Genomic DNA, 18,996 nt, shown 5'->3' with positions numbered 1-18,996 from the left:
GGGGCTCCTAGGAGGTCGAAACTTCGATTCCGGGCGGCTGATCGTGCTGGCGTTCGCGGTCCAGCGCATCCTGCAACAGCACCACCGCAGCGGCCTGATCGATCACCTGGCGCGAGCGAGAGGCCTGCTTCCCGGCGGCCCGAAACTGCTTGGCCGCACTCACTGTAGTGAGGCGTTCGTCCAACAGCCGGACCGGCACACCGACAATAGCGGCCAATGCTTGGGCGACTCCCACCGCATCCTCAGTCGAGGGGGTCGATTCACCGCGCATATTCAGCGGATGCCCAACGATGAGCTCGAACGCCTCGTATTCCTCAACGAGCTCGACGATGCGTCGCACGTGGCCGTCCCCCTCAAGATCGCGCTTGACGGTCTCGAGGGGAACTGCGAGCAGGCCGTCGGGATCGGAACGGGCGATGCCGATCCGTGCTTTCCCGACGTCAACACCGAAGCGAATGCCGCGGCGCATTAAATGTTTTGCAGTTCGCGACGAACTGCCTCGAGCGCCTCGGGCAACTTGGCAGCATCCTGGCCGCCGCCCTGCGCGACGTCCGGCTTACCGCCGCCACCACCGCCGAGGATGCCCGCAGCGAGCTTGACGAGCGCGCCAGCCTTGACGCCGAGCTCGCGCGAGGCCTCATTCGTCGCGATCACGATGATCGGCTTGCCGTTCGATTCGCCGCCGAGCGCGACGACCGAGGCCTCGCTCCCGAGCCGCTCCCGCACATCCAGCACCAGCTGGCGCACATCGTCGGCCGAGCCGACCGTGCCGAGCGAACCGCCGACATAGGCGATCGAGCCGACCTGAGCTGCGCCGCCGACGAGTTCGGGGACGCGGCCACGGAGCGCCGCGGCCTCGAGCTGGGCAATCTTCTTCTCGGCACGCTTGAGGCCCTGAAGCAGGTCCTCGACGCGCTCGGTCACCTTTTCGCGCGGCACCTTGAGCCCGCTCGACAGCTCGCGCACGATCGCGCGTTCCGTCGCGAAATCGGCGAAGGCGTTGCGGCCGACGAACGCCTCGACGCGGCGGTTCTGCGAACCGACGCTCGATTCGCCAATGAGGTTCACGAGGCCAACCTCGGACGTGCCAGCCACGTGCGTACCTCCGCAGAGCTCGCGCGACCAAGGTCCGCCGATCTCGACCATGCGCACGACCGAGCCGTACTTCTCGCCGAACAGCGCGCGGGCGCCGAGTGCCTTCGCGTCTGCGAGTGCCATTTCCTTGGTGATGATCTCGTAGTCCGCACGCACCGCAGCGTTCGAGATTTCCTCGAGCTCGATGCGCGTTTCCTTGCTCAGCGGCTGGCTCCACGTGAAGTCGAGACGCATGTAGCCGGCCTTGTTGTACGAGCCTGACTGGTGCGCATCCGGCCCGAGGGTGTCACGCAGTGCGGCGTGGATGAGGTGGGTCGCGGTGTGTGCCTCGCTCGCCTGGCGGCGGTAGACCTCGTCGACCACAGTCTCGACTCGCTCCCCGACGGCGATCTCGCCCTCGGTGACGGTCACGGTGTGCGCGATCAGCCCGGCGACCGGCTTCTGGACGTCATCGACGCGGGCCTCGAACCCGCCCGAGGGCGCGATGAGCCACCCCTGGTCCGCATCCTGGCCACCGGCCTCCGCGTAGAGCGTGGTTTCGGCGACGATTATCTCTGCCACCTGGCCGCTGCGCGCGACCGGCGAGCTCTCGCCGTCAACGATGATGCCGAGCACCTCGGATTCGGCGCGCAGCTCGTCGTAGCCGACGAACGCGGTCTCGCCAAGCGCGCGGAAGTCCTTGTACACCGACAGGTCGGCGAGCGCGGATCGGCGCGACTTTGCGTCCGCCTTCGCGCGCTCACGCTGCTCGGTCATGAGCTCGTTGAACTTGTCACGGTTGACCTTGAGCCCGGCCTCCTCGGCCATCTCCATCGTCAGGTCGATCGGGAAGCCGTAGGTGTCGTGCAGCTTGAACGCGACATCACCGGCGAGCTGTGCCGAGCCGCTGCTCTTCGCGCCCGAAACCGCCTCCTCGAAGATCGTCGTGCCCTGTGCGAGGGTGCGCAGGAACGCCTCCTCCTCGGCGTAGGCCGTGCGCGAGATTCGGTCGAAATCGCGCTCGAGCTCGGGATACGCATCCTTCATCGCCCGCATCGAGGCGGGGAAAAGCTGCGGGAAGGTGGCTTCCTCGACGCCGAGGAGGCGCATGTTGCGCACGACGCGGCGCAGGAGGCGGCGCAGGATGTAGCCGCGACCCTCGTTGCCGGGCTGCACGCCGTCGCCGATCAGCATCAGCGCCGAGCGCACGTGGTCAGCGATGACGCGCATCCGCACGTCATCTTCGTCGCGCCCGCCATAGGCCTTGCCCGACAGGCTTGCCGCGAGGTCGAGCACCGGGCGCACCTGGTCGATCTCGTACATGTTCTCGACGCCCTGGAGCAGGAACGCGATGCGCTCGAGGCCCATGCCGGTGTCGATGTTCTTCTGCGGCAGCTCGCCGAGCAGCTCGAACGTGCCATCGCCCTTATCGGCACCGCGCTCGTACTGCATGAACACGAGGTTCCAGATCTCGACGTAGCGGTCGTCGTCGGTCGCAGGTCCCCCATCGATGCCGTACGCCGGGCCGCGGTCGAAGAAGATCTCCGAGTCCGGGCCCGCGGGGCCGCCTGGCTTACCGGCCGACCAGTAGTTCGTGTCCTCCCCGAGGCGCTGGATGCGCTCCTCAGGAATCCCCGCGATCTCGCGCCAGTAGCGGTACGCGTCCTCGTCGCCGCGATAGACCGTTACCCACAGGTCGTGCGGGTTGAAGCCGAGGCCACCGTCATCCTGCGAGGCGGTAAGGAAGGTCCACGCGAATTCGATCGCCTCGCGCTTGAAGTAATCGCCGAACGAGAAGTTGCCACACATCTGGAAGAAGGTGCCATGACGCGGAGTGCGGCCGACCTCTTCGATGTCGTTGGTGCGGATGCATTTCTGCACGCTGGTTGCCCGCGGCCACGGTGCCGGCACGACGCCGGTCATGTATGGGATGAACGGGACCATTCCCGCGATCGTGAACATCACGGTGGGGTCGTCGGAGACGAGCGACGCGGAGGGCACGACCGTGTGGTTGCGCTCTTCAAAGAAATTGAGGAATCGACGCTTGATTTCTGCAGTCTGCATGGCGAAGTGGTACCGATTTTCCTAGTGGATGCGTGGGGTGGGGACTCTGTTGTCCGCCGCTCGGGCAGCGGCGCGAGTCGCTACTGGTTCTTTTCGATGGCCGCGTAGATGGCCTCGGTGCGGGCGCGGTAGCCCTGCTGGACCGCTTCCTTCACGTCGTCGATGCGAGCGTTGACCTGGCCGAAGAACTCGCGACCCTTTTCGGTGGAGTTCACGAAGTGCGCGAGTGTGAAGCCCGCGACGATGCCACCGCCGACGAGGGCGGCCGAACGAAGAAAATTGCGCATGGAAATCCTTGATCGAGAAGTATGAGAGGGACGAACAGCTAGCGGCGCTTGCCGCGCTCCGGGCGAAGCGCTTTGAACCCGGCCACCGCGGCCGCCGAGAAGCCAGCGAGCTTGATCAGCGGGCCGCCCACGGTCGAGGCCGTCAGGGCGACGAGCGAGTTGACGTTGTCAGTCACCTCGTGCACGTTCGTCGTGATCGAGTCGACCTTCGCGAGCTGTTTGTTCGTCTCCTGCAGGGTGACCTGCGTCTCCGCAAGCGTCGGCGTGATTTCGTCTACCGATTCGCGAATGCCGCGACGCAACTCATCAAACACGCCACCGAGCTTGATGATGGGCACCGCGAGCAGCGCGACGAGAACGAGGAACACACCTGCCGCGATGAGACCGGCGATGTCACCACCTGACATGAAACACTCCTGGATTACGGGGAACTTGCGGATTAACGCATGAGGGGCGGATCGCCTGCTGGCAACCCGCCCCCAATGCTAGCGTCACACAGAAATACTGCGTGGCAGACTAGCGTGCTGCGTAGTACTCGACCACGAGCTGTACCTCACACTGGATGGGTACTTCTTCACGCTTCGGGCGACGGTCGAGCTTCGCCTGGAGCTTGTCGAGCTCAACCTCGAGGTAGCCCGGAACTGCGGGGAGAACCTCGGCGTGGCCACCGGCGGCGGCAACCTGGAAGATCTCGAGCTCTTCCGAGCGCGGCTTCACGTGGATGAGCTGACCCGGCTTCACGCGGAACGACGGGCGGTCAACGATCTTGCCGTTGACGAGGATGTGACGGTGCACGACGAGCTGACGAGCCTGTGCAGTGGTGCGGGCGAACCCGGCACGCAGCACGAGCGAGTCGAGACGCATCTCCAGGAGCTCGACGAGGTTCTCACCGGTCAGACCCGGGGTCTTGCGAGCCTCTTCGAACGCGATGCGCAGCTGCTTCTCACGCAGGCCGTACTGGGCGCGAAGACGCTGCTTCTCGCGCAGACGAACGGCGTAGTCGCTCTCGGTGCGACGACGGGTACGGCCGTGCTGGCCGGGTGCGTAGGGACGCTTTTCGAGGGCGCGGGCGGCCTTCGGAGTCAGGGCAACGCCGAGGGCGCGCGACAGGCGCACCTTCGAGCGGGTACGGGTCTTCTTAGACAAGAGAAGACATCCTTTCAGTAATAATCGCAATTGGCGCGCGTGAGCGCGCAGATGTGTTGTGCTCTCCGCCCCTGTCTTGGATTCAGGGCGTCAAACGCGAGTGTTCGTCCGATGCGTCCGGCTAAAGAACTTGCATCTTCTGCGTCCGGGGTGCAGCCGCACACCACTGAATGCAGGACCAAGAAAGCCTAGCACGGCGCAATGCCCGATGTCACGCGGAACTATGGGACCGAGCTCGCGCAGCACTGTTGTCCCGCTGCCACCCAGCACTACTGGCGCGTGATGCGCCGCAGCTTCTCGAGCCGGCTTGAGATCTCGCGCTCCCAGCCGTGCTCGGTTGGCGAGTAGTATTCCCGCCCCACGAGCGGGTCGGGCAGATACTGTTGCTCGACGACACCGCTCGGGTCATCGTGGGGATAACGGTACCCCTTGCCGTGCCCGAGCTTGGCGGCGCCCGCATAGTGTGCGTCGCGCAGCGGCGGCGGCACGCGGCCGATCCCTCCGGCCTTGACCTCGGTGATCGCCGAATCGATCGCGACGATCGTCGAGTTCGATTTCGGTGCGGTCGCGAGATAGATGGTCGCCTCGGCGAGCGGGATGCGGCCCTCGGGCATGCCGATCAGCTGCACGGCGCTCGCCGCGGCCTCCGCGACGAGCAGCGCCTGGGGATCCGCCATGCCGATGTCTTCGGCGGCGTGGACGATGAGCCTGCGGGCGATGAATCGCGGATCCTCGCCCGCGACGATCATTCGCGCGAGATAGTGGACGGCCGCGTCCGGGTCCGAACCTCGAATCGACTTGATGAACGCGGAAATGACGTCGTAGTGCTCGTCCCCGTTCTGGTCGTAGCGCAGCAGGGCCTGGTCACTCGCGCCCTCGACGTCCTCCGGGGTTACCGCGGTGTGTCCGTCGGCCTGGGCACCCGAGGCGGATGCTTCGAGGGTCGTCAGTGCGCGGCGCGCGTCCCCGCTCGCGAGGCGGATGATCGCGGAGCGTGCCTCCGGCTCGATCGTCACGGCGCCGCCGAGACCCTGGGGCGCCTCGATCGCGCGATCGACCAGCTCCCCGACATCCGCATCCTCGAGGGGGCGAAGCGTCAGCAGCAGCGAGCGACTCAGCAGCGGCGAGATGACCGAGAACGAGGGGTTCTCGGTCGTCGCGGCCACGAGCGTGACCCAGCCCTGTTCGACGCCTGGGAGCAGCGCATCCTGCTGAGCCTTGGTAAAGCGGTGGATCTCGTCGAGAAACAGCACCGTCTGTTCGTCGTAGAAGTCGCGCTCTCGCAGCGCGTCGTCCATAACCTTGCGGACGTCCTTCACGCCGGCCGAGATGGCGGAAAGCTGCACGAAGCGCCGCTTCCCGGAGCCGGCGAGGGCCTGCGCGATCGTCGTCTTGCCTGAGCCCGGCGGGCCCCACAGAATCACCGAGATGCCGGCCGTGTTCTTCGCCTCGGCATCCGCAAGCCGCCGCAGCGGGGAGCCGGGGCGAAGCAGGTGCTGCTGCCCGACGACCTCGTCGAGGTTTCGCGGTCGCATCCGCGCGGCAAGCGGTGCCGTGCCGCCCCCACCCAGTGTCGCCTGATCAGTCATCAGATGAATGTTAGTAAACTGCCCTGGTTGATCGCCCCGGAGCAACCGGCGGCGTGTTTGAACGCCGAGAGGAACACCGTGGCCGACTCCGCCAAGACCCGAGAAGAGCGTCGTCGCGCACGCCAGTATGAGGCTCACATGGTGGTGAACGACGTGCAGAAGGATCGTCGCCGTCGGGACAACCGCATCGGCATCATCGCGCTCGTGGCGGTGGCCGTTCTCGCTGTCGGCGCCCAGCTCGGGTTTAGCTTCACGGGCGGCAGCACCTCCGTCGCAGATCCGACCACGACCCCGACCGAGGCGGTACCGACGGACCCCGCGCAGGCCGAACCGACCGGCACACCGCCTGCCCCAGCCATCGCCGAGGACCGCGAGTGGACCGGCACGATGACCCTCAACGACATCCCGCTCGGCATCACGATCGACGGCGAGAACGCGCCGCAGGCCGCGGCCAACTTTATCGACCTCTCGCAAACCGGGTTCTACGACAACGTCGGCTGCCACCGCCTCACCACCGAGGGCATCTTCGTGCTGCAGTGCGGCGACCCCACCGGCACCGGTACCGGCGGCCCCGGATACCAGTTTGGTCCCCTCGAGAACGTTCCTGCGGACGGCGTCTATCCCGCCGGCACGATCGCAATGGCGCGCGCTCAGGCCGAGGATTCGCAGGGCTCGCAGTTCTTCATCGTGTACGAGGACACCCAGCTGCCCGCACCCGGCTACACCGTGTTCGGACAGGTCACGAGCGGCCTCGACGAACTGAAGACTGCCGTCATCGACGCGGGGGTGGACCCGACCACCTCGGGCTCGACCATGGACGGCACTCCGATGGTGCCCGTGCAGATCACGGACATCACGCTGCAGTAGTTCCTGACTCGGCGCGTCGATCCGATGCAATAGCATGTGGGATACGTCTGCCAGCGCGGGTCCGCCCGCGCTTCACCCATGATGAGCGATACCGCTCTGATGAGCACTGAGGAACATCCATGTCTGGTCTCCCCGTACATCCCTTTGGTCGTGTCGACGAGGACGGCACCGTATACGTCACCGAGGGCGACACGGAGCGCTCCGTCGGCCAGTACCCCGACGGCTCCCCCGAAGAGGCACTCGCCTACTTCGTCCGCAAATTCGATGACCTCGCGGGCCAGGTCACGCTGCTCGAGCAGCGCGCCCGTGCCGGCGCCAACGCCGCCGACGTCGCGAAGTCGGTTCGCCACCTTCGCGAGCAGCTCGATGGCGCGAACGCCGTCGGCGACCTCGCCGCGCTGCGCACCCGGCTCGATGCGCTCGACACCGAGGTCGAGGAACTGAGCGGCCAGCAGAAGGAGGCCCAGCAGGCCGCCCTCACCGAGGCGCTCGCGCACCGTGAAGCCATCGTCGTCGAGGCGGAGAAGCTCGCTGCGCAGAACCCCGCATCCATCCAGTGGAAGAAGACCTCGGCGCAGGTCGATGAGTTGTTCGCCCAGTGGCAGCAGCACCAGAAGGATGGCCCGCGCCTCCCGAAGAACGACGCGAACGCCCTGTGGAAGCGATTCCGCACGGCACGCACCCACCTCGACACCGAGCGTCGCAAGTTCTTTGCCGACCTCGACTCGAAGCACAAGGAGGCCCGCGACGCCAAGCAGCGCATCATCGAGCGTGCCGAGGCTCTCGCCCCTAAGGGTGCCGACGGCGTGCCGGAATACCGCGAGCTCCTCGACGAGTGGAAGTCGGTAGGCCGCGCTGGCCGCAAGCACGACGACGCGCTGTGGGACAAGTTCAAGGCCGCGGGCGACGTGCTCTTCCAGGCCAAGGCCGAGATCGACGCGAAGGACAACGAGGAGTTCAGCGAGAACCTCGTCGCCAAGCAGGCGCTGCTCGACGAGGCGGAGCCGCTACTCAAGGTGACCGACCGCCAAGAGGCCCGCGAGAAGCTGCGCAGCATCCAGGAGCGTTGGGACGAGATCGGCAAGGTGCCGCGCGACAACTTCCGTCAGATCGAGGATCGCCTCCGCAAGGTCGAGCAGCACGTGCGTCAGCTCGACGACGAGCACTGGCAGAAGTCGGACCCGGAGAAGCAGGCCCGCCAGAACGGCATGGCTTCGCAGCTCGAGGATGCGATCTCGAAGCTTGAGGACGAGCTCGAGGCAGCCAAGGCAGGCGGCAACGAGAAGAAGATCAAGGAAGCCCAGGAGGCGCTCGACGCGCGCCGCTCGTGGCTGAAGGTGATCGGCGGCTAGCCGGTTCGGCGCAAGAGGAGCGGCTGGGGTTGGGGATAACGCGGTTATCCCCAACCCCAGCCGCGTTTCCTCACCCTTCTCGAACTCATCCGGCAGGATGCGCGCATGACTACAGTGACCGCGCTTCGGCCCGAAGAGCTAAACCGAAACTTCGCCGTCGGCGAGCTGCAGGCGATGCACCTCGCGGGAGAACTCACCCGCCACGGCATCCCAGGGTTCGAGTTTTATCTCCCGGTCGGCGAGTTCCCGAGCCTCGAGACTCGGGCCGCGAGCCTCGAGACGCTCATGCGTCCGGGACGCACCATCACCGGACGCTCAGCGCGCTGGGTGCACGTCGGGGGCCCGGTACCACCGCACGTCGAGCTCTCGCGCCGTAGCGGCACTCCCCTGCGGGTCGACGAGGCCGTGCGCTGCCGCTTTCGCCGACTCAAGGCATCCGATGTCATGCGCCTCGGCGGCCTCGTGCTCACGACGCCGCGCCGCACCGCGCTCGACCTGCGCCGAGAAGGCTTCGAGACCGAGGCCCGGATGCTCGACCCGCTCGTTGACGCGGTGCGGCCGGGCAGCGCGGCGAGTTAGGTGTTGTGGACGCGGTAGACGTCGTAGATGCCGTCGATGTGGCGCACCGCGGCGAGGAGTCGGTCGAGGTGCACCGTGTCGCCCATCTGAAATGAGAACTTCGAGATCGCGACGCGCGCCTTCGACGTGTGCACCGACGCCGAAAGGATGTTCACGTGGTACTCGGACAGCACGCGGGTAATGTCGCTCAACAGCCCCGCGCGGTCAAGGGCCTCGACCTGGATGTTCACGAGGAACAGCGCCTTCGACCGCTCCGCCCACTCGACGTCAATCATGCGCTCGGGCTGCCGCTCAAGCTCGGTCACGTTCCGGCAATCGCTGCGGTGAACCGACACGCCCTGGCCGCGAGTAATGAAGCCGACAATCTCGTCGCCCGGCACCGGGGTGCAGCACTTGGCAATCTTGACCAGGATGTCCGGGGCACCTCGCACCAGCACGCCCGAGTCGCTGACCGCATCCTGCGTCACCTCCGTGCCGGTAATGTGCTGTGGCTCGGAGATTTCCTCGACGCTATCGCTGTCGACGCTCAGTTCGCCGCTGAGCTTCTCCATGACCGACTGGAGTGAGACGTTGCCGTCGCCCACCGCGGCGAAGAGCCCGGAGACATCAACGTAGCGAAGTCGCGAGGCGACCGTGGCGAATGCCTCTTGGACCTGATCGGCCGAGTAGCGCCACTGCTGCTTGCGCATCGCCTTGGCAATCTGGTCCTTGCCGATCTCGATCGCCTCGTCGCGGCGCTCCTTCGTGAACCACTGGCGGATCTTGTTGCGGGCACGCGGCGAGGACACGAACGAGAGCCAGTCCTGTTTCGGACCCGCGTCCGGGTTCTTCGAGGTGAAGATCTCGACGGTGTCGCCCGTGTTCAGCTTCGTGTCGAGCGAGACAAGGCGGCCGTTGACCTTCGCACCCATCGTGCGGTGGCCGACGTCCGTGTGAATCGCGTAGGCGAAGTCGACCGGCGTCGCCGACTGCGGGAGGCCGATCACCTTGCCCTGCGGCGTGAAGACGTAGACCTCCTTCGCGCCAATCTCGAAGCGAAGGGAGTCGAGGAACTCATCGGAGTCGCTCGTCTCCTGCTGCCAGTCGTTGATGCGCTTGAGCCACGCCATCTCGTTCTTGCCGTCATTCGCGAGCTCCTGTCGGCCCGAGTTGACGTTCTGCTTGTACATCCAGTGCGCCGCAACGCCGTACTCGGCGCGCTGGTGCATCTCGTAGGTACGAATCTGAATCTCGACGGCCTTACCGTCGGGCCCGATCACTGTCGTGTGGAGCGACTGGTAGAGGTTGAACTTCGGGGTCGCGATGTAGTCCTTGAACCGCCCGGGCATCGGCGTCCAGCGTGCGTGGATTGCACCGAGCACCGCGTAACAGTCGCGGACCGTGTCGACGATTACCCGGATCGCGATGAGGTCGTAGATCTCATCGAACTCGCGTCCACGCACGACCATTTTCTGGTAGATCGAGTAGAGCTCTTTTGGTCGGCCAACGACCTCGCCCCGCACGCGCATGTCTCGCAGGTCGCCGCGGATCTCCCCCATGACTCGGTTGAGATACCGCTCGCGCTGCGGCTGGCGCTCGCTCACGAGGTGTTCGATCTCGGAGTAGATCTTCGGCTGCAGCACGGCGAACGAGAGCTCTTCGAGTTCGTTCTTCATCGCCTGGATACCCATGCGGTGCGCGAGCGGAGCGTAGATTTCGAGGGTTTCGCGGGCCTTCTTCTTCGCCTTCGCCGCTGGCATGAAGCCCCACGTGCGCGCGTTATGTAAGCGGTCGGCGAGCTTGATGACGAGCACGCGGATGTCCTTCGACATCGCGACGATCATCTTGCGCACGGTCTCGGCCTGCGCCGCATCCCCGTACGTGACCTTGTCGAGCTTGGTGACACCGTCGACGAGCATCGCGATCTCGTCGCCGAACTCGGCGCGAAGGTCGTCGAGGGAGTAGTCCGTGTCCTCGACCGTGTCGTGCAGTAGTGCCGCAGCGATCGTGATCGGGCCGATGCCAAGCTCGGCGAGAATCGTGGCGACGGCGACCGGGTGGGTGATGTACTCCTCACCCGACTTGCGGTACTGGCCCTCGTGCCACTTCTTCGCGGTCGCATACGCGCGCTCGACGAGCGCCGTGTCGGCCTTCGGATCCTGCCGGCGAATCGTCCGGATGAGCGGCGAGATTTCGGGGCTCGCGGGAGACTTCGTGAAGATCCGCGGCACGAGGCGGCGCATGGAGATTGAACTCTGATCGCTCATTACCGCGCCACCCCCTCGCCCAGCGGGAGTACAGCTCCCGGAAGATCCAACTAGGCGATCAAGAACTGCCTAGAAAAAGGAGTCTATACCGCGGCAGCGGTGGCAGCAGAATCGCGCTCCGCCGCCTTCTCCCGGGCCTCGAGAATCTCGCGGTCGATGTCCTTGATGCCAGGCTCAGTCGTCCGCAGCTGAGCGTAGAGCGGTCCGGCGATGAAGACGGTCGACAGCGCACCGACGATGATGCCGATGAACAGTGCGAGCGAAATATCGCGGAGCGTGCCCGCGCCCATCACGAACGCGCCGATGAAGAGAATCGCCGCGACCGGCAGCAGCGCCACGACGGAGGTATTGATCGAACGGACCAGGGTCTGGTTGATCGCGAGGTTCACTTGCTCGCCGAACGTGCGGCTCGACTTCTCCGAGTAGTCCGCGGTGTTCTCGCGGATCTTATCGAAGACCACGACCGTGTCGTAGAGCGAATAGCCGAGGATCGTGAGGAAGCCGATCACCGCCGCGGGGGTCACCTCAACCCCCGTGAGCGCGTAGATGCCTGCGGTGAGGATGAGGTCATGGAAGAGCGTCAGGATGGCTGCCAGTGCCATCTTCCAGGTGCGGAAATAGAACGCCATGAACGCAGACGCGAGCACGAGGAACACGCCGAGACCGATCAGCATCTGGCGCGTGATGTCCGCACCCCACGACGGGCCGATGGTCGAGACGGTGACTTCCTCAACGGATGTACCGTACGCCTCGGCGAGGTCGGCGCGCAGCGCAGTGTTGTCCGCGTCGGACAGGGCATCGGTCTGGACGCGGATCGATCCGTCACCAAGCTGCTGCACGCGCGGGGCCGCGTCGGAATACGCCGCGACCGCTTCCGTGGCGATAGGCTGCTCGGTCGAGGCGGGGTTCGAAATTTGGAACTCCGAGCCACCCGTGAACTCGATGCCGAAGTTGAACCCTCCACGAAGGACCGGCACAAGCACGGACGCGACAATCAATAGCGCCGCAATCCCGAACCAAATTTTCCGGTTCTTGACGAACCCGAACGAACGCTCGCCGGTGTAGAGGTCGTTGCCTAGCTGGCCGAACTTTTTCACGACTCGTCACTCTTTCCTGCAGCCGCGAGATCGGCCGCCTTTCGCTCGGCAATCGTCTGGCGCCGCTGCGCCTCGCTCGATGCGCCCGACTTGGCCTTCTTCGCGGTGGCCGACGTGCGGAACTCGCCGCGGCCGCGGTAGACGGCGCCGAGCGCCTCGGGGTTGAGGCCGGAAGCGGGGTGGCCGCCGCCAAAGAACTTGGTCGTCGCGAGCAGGCGCATCAACGGATGCGTAAACATGACGACCACAAAGAGGTCAATCAGGGTGGTGATACCGAGCGTCACCGCGAAGCCGCGCACGTTTCCGACGGCCACCATCGCAAGCACAATCGCGACGAGGAGGTTCACCGTGTCGGAGGCCAGGATCGTTCGGATGGCACGAGTCCAGCCGTGCTCGACCGCGGTCACGAGCGTCTTGCCCTCGCGCAGCTCATCCTTGATTCGTTCGAAGTAGACGATGAACGAGTCTGCCGTAATACCGATCGCGACGATCAGACCGGCGACGCCCGCGAGCGAAAGTCGGTAGCCCTCCTGGTTCGACAGGAACGTCACGACGAGGTAGGTGATGCCGCCGAGCAGTGTCAGCGATGCCATCGTCACGAGGCCGAGCGTGCGGTACTGCAGCAGCGAGTAGATCAGCACGAGGGCCATACCGATGGCACCCGCGATCAGACCGGCCTGCAGCTGCCACGTACCCAGGGTCGCGGAGATCGTCTGCGCCGACTGCGTCTCAAAGCTGAACGGCAGCGCACCGAACTTGAGCTGGTCCGCAAGCGACTTCGTGGATTCCTCGGTAAAGGAGCCCGAGGAGTTCGTAATCTGCGCCTTGCCGTCGGTAATGACCGCGTTTGCGGTCGGCGCCACGATCACCACGTCATCCATCGTCACGGCGAAGCGCGAGCGGTTGGTGTCGGGCATTCCCGTGTTCGCGTCAGGCGTCGCGCCGATCGCGTAGAGACGCTCGGTCACGGCACGGAACTGCTCGGTGCCCGTCGCGTCGAACTCGAGGTTTACAGCCCACTGCCCGGTCGTCGCGCCCTGCTGAGTCGTCACGAGGCCGTTGGATGCGTCCTTGATGTTGCTGCCGGTGATCTCGACGGGGCCGAGCACGAACTTTTCCGTGCCGGTCGAGTCACAAGTGATCATCGGCTGGTCCTTGGGTGCCGGCTCGGTGCGGGCGGAAAGGTCAGCGCAGTTGAAGGCGTAGAAGTCGGCCATGGTCTGCTCCGAGACCTGCACCGGGTCGGATGCGTCCGCCGGCTCCCCGGCGGGGTCCGGGCTGAACGTCGCGCCGGGCTCCATCCCCATCATTTCGGGGGTGACTTCCTGGATGACGTTGGATGCTTCTGCGAAGAGCACGGGACGGAACTCGAGCATCGCGCTCGACTCGATGCGCGCGCGAGTCTCCGCATCAATCTCTCCGGGCACCGACACGACGACGTTCTGGCCGCCCTGGGTGGTGACCTCGGCCTCGGAGACGCCGGATGCATCCACACGCTGGCGGATGATCTCGACGGCCTGGCTCATCTGCTCGCCGCTCGGCGAAGCGCCTTCGGGGAGCTGTGCCTGCAGGACAACCTGCGTGCCGCCCTCGAGGTCAAGCGCGAGCTTGGGTGTCCAGACACCGCCCTGGAAGGCAACCGCCACCCAGTTCAGCCCGACGAGTGCGGCCAGGACTACGACCAACCACACCAGGGTGTTACGGGCCGATCGAACGGCCTGAGAGACGCGAGATGATTTCGCCAAGAGTTTGTACTGCCTTTCGCCCCGAGGGGCCCTGTTGTACCCGCGGAGGGAAACTAGGCCTTGGGACGCTCGTCGTTCGAGGTGTCGCCGTCGTTGTCGTTTGCGTCGTTTGCGTCGTTCTCGCGGACGTCAGTGTCTCGGACGTCAGTCTCGTCGATGGACGGCTCGGTGCCGGTCAGCTCGGTGTCGCCGGTCAGCTCGGATGCGTCGTCCGGGACCTCGATCTTGGGCTCGACGACGTGCGCGATCGTCTGGCTGTGCACGCGAATTTCCACGCCGGGCGAGGTCTCGAGGGTTGCGACATTGCTCGCCTCGTCGACCGAAAGCAGCGTGCCGAAGATACCGGACTGCGTCATGACCTCCGCCCCAGGCTGAATCTTCGCGCGGAGTTCCTGCTGCTGGGCAGTGCGCTTCTTGTTGCTGCGCCACATGAAGACCATCATGAGCACGAGCAGGGCGAGGGGAAGGAGGAGAGTGAGATCCAAAAGTGCTCCAAAGCTTGGTTAGCAGCCACCGAACGGTGACAAAGGCATGATTATAGAGGAGGAAGTGGAATGCCCAGGTGCTCGTACGCCTCCGGAGTGGCGATGCGGCCCTGCTGAGTCCGTGCCATCATGCCGATCCGCACGAGGAATGGTTCCACAACAGCCTCTACAGTATCGGGTTCCTCCCCGACAGTTACCGCGAGTGTGCGGACGCCGACGGGTCCGCCGCGGAAACGGCGGATGAGGGTGTCGAGTACGGCGCGGTCGAGGCGGTCAAGGCCTCGCTCATCAACGTCGTAGAGCTTGAGCGCCGCGGCCACTGCCTCGTGGCTGATCGAGGTGCCGTGCACGAGCGCGTAGTCGCGCACTCGGCGCAGCAGTCGGTTGGCAATACGGGGCGTGCCGCGCGAACGGCTCGCGATCTCGCCGAGCGCGCCAGGCTCCGATTCCAGGTCGAGGAGCGCGGCGGTGCGCTCGAGTACCCGCTCGAGTTCCTCATCCTGATAGAACTCGAGGTGCGCGGTAAAGCCGAAGCGGTCACGCAGCGGCGCGGGCAGGAGGCCCGAACGGGTCGTCGCGCCGACGACGGTGAAGGGCGACAGCTCGAGCGGCACGGACTGCGCTCCCGCGCCCTTGCCGACCATAATGTCGATGCGGAAGTCTTCCATCGCGAGGTACAGCATTTCCTCGGCGGTGCGGGCCATGCGGTGGATCTCGTCGATGAAGAGCACCTCCCCCGGCACGATGCTCGACAGCACCGCGGCGAGATCGGCGGCATTCTGCAGCGCCGGTCCGGAGGTGAGGCGCAGCGCCTGCCCGGTCTCCTCGGCGACGATCATCGCAAGCGTCGTCTTACCGAGACCGGGAGGGCCTGCGAGCAGGATGTGGTCGGGCGTGCGGTGCTGCATCTCGGCGGCGCGCAGCAGTAGGTCAAGCTGGTTGCGCACCTTCTCCTGGCCGATGAAATCGCCGAGGCGGCTCGGCCGGAGGGTCGACTCGAACTCGAGCTCCGACTCGCTCTCGGCGAGCTCGGGCAGGCGCGGCTGATCGCTCATCGGCGCACCCCGCCCCGACCAAGCTCACGAAGCGCGGCGCGAAGCAGCGAAGGGACATCCGCATCCTCGCCGAGCTCGGCTGCCGCGGCCTCGACGGCGGCCTGCGCCTGGGGCTGCTTGGTGCCGAGTTCGACCAGCGCGTCGATGACTTGGTCGGCAGACTTCACGACGGATGCGGGCAGAGCCGCCGGCTCCCCCGGCGCCGTGGCCGGTTCACTGTGCACGAGGAGCTTGCCCTTGAGTTGCAGGATGATCAGTTTGGCCGTCTTTGGGCCAACGCCCGAGACCGGCTTGAACGCGTTCACATCCTCGGTCTCGACGGCGCGCGCGAGCTCGTTCGGCGACAGGTGGGTGATGACGGCGAGGGCCGATTTCGGCCCGACGCCACTCACTGTCGTGAGCTGCTCAAAGATCTGTCGCTCGTCGAACGACCGGAATCCGAACAGCGTCAGCGCATCCTCGCGCACGATCAGCGCGGTGATGATCGTCGTCTCGGTTCCCATCCGGAGTTCGAGCGAGTGGGTTGGCGTGACCTGAACCTGGTAGCCAACGCCCCCGACATCGAGAACGGCGTAATTCGCGCCGAGGTGCGTCAGGGTTCCGGTAAGCGAGGCAATCACTCGGCTAGCCTAGGCGGCCACGGCCCGTGCGTGCGGCACGCTCGGCGGCGAGCCATGCTTCTTGCGCCTTCGTCGGGGCCGCGACGTTCTCGGCGCGGGCCGAGCCGTGCATCCGCTCAGAGGAGCGCACCGTCGGCACCGTATTGTGCCAGGCCGCGCAGATCGCAAGGGCAAGCGCATCCGCGGCGTCGGCGGGCTTCGGCGCCTGCTTGAGGCCGAGGAGACGACGCACCATCTCCCCCACCTGGGATTTATCGGCGCGACCGTACCCGGTCACGGCGGCCTTGACCTCGGAGGGGGTGTGCATCTGCGTCGAGATGCCCCGGATAGCGGCCTCGCGCAGCGCGATGCCGGAGATCTGGGCGACCCCCATCACGGTGTTGAGGTTTCGCTGCTCGGCGAACACGCGCTCGAGCGACATCGAGTCGGGTTCGTACTCGCCGAGCCGCTCCTCGATGCCGTCGCCGATGATGCGCAGGCGTTGGTCGAGCTCTTGGTCAGCGTGGGTCTGAATCACCGACACGTGCACGAACCGCAGCTTGCGGCCGGGCGCGACGTCAATGATCCCGACCCCACATCGCGTGAGGCCGGGATCGATGCCGATGATTCGGCGAGACGCGGCTGCAGACAAGGAGGTGACTAGTCCTCGTCGAGCTTTGCCTGAACGTCGGCGGGGATCTCCATGTTCGTGTAGATCTCCTGCACGTCGTCGAGGTCCTCGAGGTTGTCGATCATCGAGAGCACCTTCTTGGCCGTCTCGAGGTCGACCGGAACGAGCACGTTTGCGACGAATTCGGCGTCGGCCGAGTCGTAGTCGATGTCCGATTCCTGAAGCGCCGAGCGCACGGCAACCATGTCGCTCGCCTCGGTGCGAAGCTCGAAGACCTCGTCGTGCTCGACGACCTCTTCAAGGCCCGCGTCGAGTCCAGCGAGCAGGATGTCGTCTTCGGTCGTGTTGGCCTTGGGCACCGCGATGACGCCCTTGCGCTCGAAGTTAAACGACACCGAGCCCGGGTCGGCCATGTTGCCGCCCGAACGGGTCACCGCGAGGCGGGTCTCCGCCGCGGCACGGTTCTTGTTGTCGGTCAGACACTCGATCAGCATCGCGACGCCGCCCGGGGCGTACGCCTCGTACATGATCTGGTCGTAGCTGACGGCTTCGCTGCCGATGCCTGCGCCGCGCTTGACGGCGCGGTCGATGTTGTCGTTCGGGACGGAAGTCTTCTTCGCCTTCTGGATCGCATCCGCGAGGGCCGGGTTTCCTTCTGGGTCAGGGCCTCCAGCGCGTGCGGCCACCTCGATGACCTTGATGAGCTTGGCAAACGACTTTGCACGCTTGGCGTCGATGACGGCCTTCTTGTGCTTTGTAGTCGCCCATTTGGAGTGTCCGGACATATAAACCCCGCACCCTTTCGTGTCGAACTAGTGATTCGCGAAAATTCCGCGGCGTCCCATATTAGTGCGCATGACTGAAGAACTCCGTCAGGACTTGCTGCAGCGCGCTGACGTCGCTGATCACGGCGAGCTCGCGCGCCGAATGCATCGAGAGGATCGGGATGCCCACGTCGACCGTTCGCATGCCGAGCCTGGTCGCCATTATTGGCCCGACCGTCGAGCCGCACGGCATCGTGTTCTTCGACACAAAGGCCTGCGCGGGCACGCCCGCATCCTCGGAGAGCTGCCGCCAGAGTGCCTCGCCCGCCCCGTCGGTCACATACCGCTGGTCGGCATTGATCTTGATGATTGGCCCGAGGCCCGCGATCGGCCTGACGTCTTCGTCGTGGCGCTCGGGGTAGTTAGGATGCACGGCGTGGCCGACGTCGCTCGAGATCACCCAGCTCTGGCTCGCGGCCCGTCGCTCCTCGCTCACGCTCGCGCCGAGTGATTCGCGGATGCGCGCAAGCACGTCCTCGAGGAACGGGCCGCCAGCACCGGTGCGCGTGCTCGAGCCGACCTCTTCGTGGTCGAAGCCCGCAAGCACCGGAATGATGCCGAGCGGCTCCGCGGCGATGAGCGCGCGCAGTCCCGCGTGAATGCTCACGAGATTATCGAGTCGGCCGGATGCGATGAGCTCGCCATTCGAGCCGAGCCGCGAGGGCTTCTGCGAGTCGGTAAAGAACGCGTCGAACGCGCGTACCTCCTCGGCCCCGACCCCCGCATCTTGCGCCAGAAGCTCGAGGATGCCCGGCGCATCCTCGAGCCCCAGCACCGCATGCGTGTGCTGCTGAGCGTCGAGCTTGAGCCCCTCGGCATTCACCTTGCGGTCGAGGTGCACGGCGAGCTGCGGGATGCGCGCGACGGCACCCGTGACGGCGAGCGCCTCGCTGCCGTCGGTCAGGATGAGCCGGGCCCCGACCCGCAGGTCGCGGTCGAGCCAGGAGTTGAGCAGCGGTCCGCCGTAGACCTCGGCGTTCAGGCTCTGCCAGCCCGAGCGCTTCGTCTCGGGGACAGGCTTGATCCGGAACCCTGGCGAGTCGGTGTGGCCAGCGACGACGCCGAATGGCGTCAGCGCATCCACGTCCTCCGGGATGCGCCACGCGATGACCGCACCGTCACGCACGACGACGTAGGAGCCGGGGCCGTGCGGCCAGGGCTGCGCCTCATCAAGCTCGGTGAAGCCGGCCTCGGTGAGCTGGTACGCGACCTCGCGCGCCGCGTGATACGACGTCGGCGATGCGGAGACCAGCGCGGCAAGCTGCTGGAATGTCGTTTCGGACGAGACCATGGGTGACTCCTCTTGCTGCTTCTGCTGTCTGCTGCTTCCGCTTTACGTTGCTTCCGTCGCGGCTC

18 protein-coding genes are annotated in these 18,996 nt (G+C 65.7%); 3 read left to right on the top strand and 15 right to left on the bottom strand.

Going from position 1 to position 18,996, the window contains the following annotated elements; all coding sequences use genetic code 11:
• Positions 1-7: 7 nt before the first annotated feature.
• The 6 genes from ruvX to GMOLON4_RS03450 form a co-directional block, all read right to left on the bottom strand.
• Positions 8-469 (bottom strand): Holliday junction resolvase RuvX, encoded by a 462-nt coding sequence (gene ruvX, locus GMOLON4_RS03475; protein ID WP_026936620.1) that lies wholly within the window; start codon positions 467-469, stop codon positions 8-10.
• Entirely contained in the window at positions 469-3,138 is a 2,670-nt protein-coding gene (gene alaS, locus GMOLON4_RS03470; protein ID WP_026936619.1) for an alanine--tRNA ligase, read from the bottom strand. Before alaS ends, ruvX begins: the two co-directional genes overlap by 1 nt.
• A gap of 80 nt (positions 3,139-3,218) precedes the next feature.
• Positions 3,219-3,425 carry a hypothetical protein gene (locus tag GMOLON4_RS03465; RefSeq protein WP_026936618.1) on the bottom strand — a complete coding sequence of 69 codons (207 nt, stop codon included), beginning with the start codon at positions 3,423-3,425 and terminating at the stop codon, positions 3,219-3,221.
• Between the two features lie 38 nt (positions 3,426-3,463).
• Positions 3,464-3,832, bottom strand: a complete 369-nt coding sequence (locus tag GMOLON4_RS03460) for a DUF948 domain-containing protein (protein ID WP_026936617.1) — start codon at positions 3,830-3,832, stop codon at positions 3,464-3,466.
• Between the two features lie 109 nt (positions 3,833-3,941).
• Entirely contained in the window at positions 3,942-4,571 is a 630-nt protein-coding gene (gene rpsD / locus GMOLON4_RS03455; protein WP_026936616.1) for a 30S ribosomal protein S4, read from the bottom strand.
• Between the two features lie 269 nt (positions 4,572-4,840).
• Positions 4,841-6,160, bottom strand: a complete 1,320-nt coding sequence (locus GMOLON4_RS03450; RefSeq protein ID WP_026936615.1) for a replication-associated recombination protein A — start codon at positions 6,158-6,160, stop codon at positions 4,841-4,843.
• A 78-nt stretch (positions 6,161-6,238) separates the two neighbouring features.
• Here GMOLON4_RS03450 and GMOLON4_RS03445 point away from each other — a divergent pair, with 78 nt between their 5' ends.
• The 3 genes from GMOLON4_RS03445 to GMOLON4_RS03435 all read left to right on the top strand — a co-directional run bounded on the left by GMOLON4_RS03445 (position 6,239) and on the right by GMOLON4_RS03435 (position 8,958).
• Complete coding sequence (locus GMOLON4_RS03445) at positions 6,239-7,027, top strand: peptidylprolyl isomerase (RefSeq protein WP_026936614.1); 789 nt, start codon at positions 6,239-6,241, stop codon at positions 7,025-7,027.
• A 119-nt stretch (positions 7,028-7,146) separates the two neighbouring features.
• Positions 7,147-8,379: a DUF349 domain-containing protein gene (locus tag GMOLON4_RS03440; protein ID WP_026936613.1), complete on the top strand. Its 1,233-nt coding sequence runs from the start codon at positions 7,147-7,149 to the stop codon at positions 8,377-8,379.
• Positions 8,380-8,484: 105 nt separating this feature from the next.
• A complete protein-coding gene (locus tag GMOLON4_RS03435; protein ID WP_146137432.1) occupies positions 8,485-8,958 on the top strand; it encodes a hypothetical protein in 474 nt (157 codons plus the stop codon).
• Here GMOLON4_RS03435 and GMOLON4_RS03430 read toward each other — a convergent pair.
• The 9 genes from GMOLON4_RS03430 to GMOLON4_RS03390 form a co-directional block, all read right to left on the bottom strand.
• Positions 8,955-11,204 carry a RelA/SpoT family protein gene (locus tag GMOLON4_RS03430; RefSeq protein ID WP_026936611.1) on the bottom strand — a complete coding sequence of 750 codons (2,250 nt, stop codon included), beginning with the start codon at positions 11,202-11,204 and terminating at the stop codon, positions 8,955-8,957. The two genes, GMOLON4_RS03435 and GMOLON4_RS03430, sit on opposite strands and share 4 nt — an antisense overlap.
• A gap of 83 nt (positions 11,205-11,287) precedes the next feature.
• Positions 11,288-12,301 carry a protein translocase subunit SecF gene (gene secF, locus GMOLON4_RS03425; RefSeq protein ID WP_026936610.1) on the bottom strand — a complete coding sequence of 338 codons (1,014 nt, stop codon included), beginning with the start codon at positions 12,299-12,301 and terminating at the stop codon, positions 11,288-11,290.
• Positions 12,298-13,992: a protein translocase subunit SecD gene (gene secD, locus GMOLON4_RS03420; RefSeq protein WP_245575415.1), complete on the bottom strand. Its 1,695-nt coding sequence runs from the start codon at positions 13,990-13,992 to the stop codon at positions 12,298-12,300. Before secD ends, secF begins: the two co-directional genes overlap by 4 nt.
• 107 nt (positions 13,993-14,099) lie before the next feature.
• Positions 14,100-14,531: a preprotein translocase subunit YajC gene (gene yajC / locus GMOLON4_RS03415; protein ID WP_051266646.1), complete on the bottom strand. Its 432-nt coding sequence runs from the start codon at positions 14,529-14,531 to the stop codon at positions 14,100-14,102.
• Positions 14,532-14,581: 50 nt separating this feature from the next.
• Positions 14,582-15,586 carry a Holliday junction branch migration DNA helicase RuvB gene (gene ruvB / locus GMOLON4_RS03410; protein WP_026936608.1) on the bottom strand — a complete coding sequence of 335 codons (1,005 nt, stop codon included), beginning with the start codon at positions 15,584-15,586 and terminating at the stop codon, positions 14,582-14,584.
• Positions 15,583-16,206, bottom strand: a complete 624-nt coding sequence (gene ruvA / locus GMOLON4_RS03405) for a Holliday junction branch migration protein RuvA (protein ID WP_026936607.1) — start codon at positions 16,204-16,206, stop codon at positions 15,583-15,585. Before ruvA ends, ruvB begins: the two co-directional genes overlap by 4 nt.
• A gap of 4 nt (positions 16,207-16,210) precedes the next feature.
• Entirely contained in the window at positions 16,211-16,837 is a 627-nt protein-coding gene (gene ruvC, locus GMOLON4_RS03400; protein ID WP_026936606.1) for a crossover junction endodeoxyribonuclease RuvC, read from the bottom strand.
• A gap of 8 nt (positions 16,838-16,845) precedes the next feature.
• Positions 16,846-17,601 (bottom strand): YebC/PmpR family DNA-binding transcriptional regulator, encoded by a 756-nt coding sequence (locus tag GMOLON4_RS03395; protein ID WP_026936605.1) that lies wholly within the window; start codon positions 17,599-17,601, stop codon positions 16,846-16,848.
• A 61-nt stretch (positions 17,602-17,662) separates the two neighbouring features.
• On the bottom strand, positions 17,663-18,931 hold the full coding sequence (locus GMOLON4_RS03390) for a M18 family aminopeptidase (RefSeq protein WP_026936604.1): 1,269 nt from the start codon (positions 18,929-18,931) through the stop codon (positions 17,663-17,665).
• Positions 18,932-18,996 lie beyond the last annotated feature (65 nt).

Source organism: Gulosibacter molinativorax (genome assembly GCF_003010915.2).
Lineage (GTDB): Bacteria > Actinomycetota > Actinomycetes > Actinomycetales > Microbacteriaceae > Gulosibacter > Gulosibacter molinativorax.
The sequence above is the reverse complement of the archived record's forward strand: the minus strand, read 5'-3'. Positions and strand labels throughout refer to the sequence as shown.

What these genes read in the sequence shown, in the direction of transcription:
- GMOLON4_RS03395 (WP_026936605.1), bottom strand. Translation starts at nt 17,601, where the DNA reads ATGTCCGGACACTCCAAATGGGCGACTACAAAGCACAAGAAGGCCGTC.
- GMOLON4_RS03430 (WP_026936611.1), bottom strand. Translation starts at nt 11,204, where the DNA reads ATGAGCGATCAGAGTTCAATCTCCATGCGCCGCCTCGTGCCGCGGATC.
- GMOLON4_RS03450 (WP_026936615.1), bottom strand. Translation starts at nt 6,160, where the DNA reads ATGACTGATCAGGCGACACTGGGTGGGGGCGGCACGGCACCGCTTGCC.
- GMOLON4_RS03440 (WP_026936613.1), top strand. Translation starts at nt 7,147, where the DNA reads ATGTCTGGTCTCCCCGTACATCCCTTTGGTCGTGTCGACGAGGACGGC.
- ruvB (WP_026936608.1), bottom strand. Translation starts at nt 15,586, where the DNA reads ATGAGCGATCAGCCGCGCCTGCCCGAGCTCGCCGAGAGCGAGTCGGAG.
- GMOLON4_RS03465 (WP_026936618.1), bottom strand. Translation starts at nt 3,425, where the DNA reads ATGCGCAATTTTCTTCGTTCGGCCGCCCTCGTCGGCGGTGGCATCGTC.
- GMOLON4_RS03390 (WP_026936604.1), bottom strand. Translation starts at nt 18,931, where the DNA reads ATGGTCTCGTCCGAAACGACATTCCAGCAGCTTGCCGCGCTGGTCTCC.
- alaS (WP_026936619.1), bottom strand. Translation starts at nt 3,138, where the DNA reads ATGCAGACTGCAGAAATCAAGCGTCGATTCCTCAATTTCTTTGAAGAG.
- ruvX (WP_026936620.1), bottom strand. Translation starts at nt 469, where the DNA reads ATGCGCCGCGGCATTCGCTTCGGTGTTGACGTCGGGAAAGCACGGATC.
- GMOLON4_RS03435 (WP_146137432.1), top strand. Translation starts at nt 8,485, where the DNA reads ATGACTACAGTGACCGCGCTTCGGCCCGAAGAGCTAAACCGAAACTTC.
- GMOLON4_RS03460 (WP_026936617.1), bottom strand. Translation starts at nt 3,832, where the DNA reads ATGTCAGGTGGTGACATCGCCGGTCTCATCGCGGCAGGTGTGTTCCTC.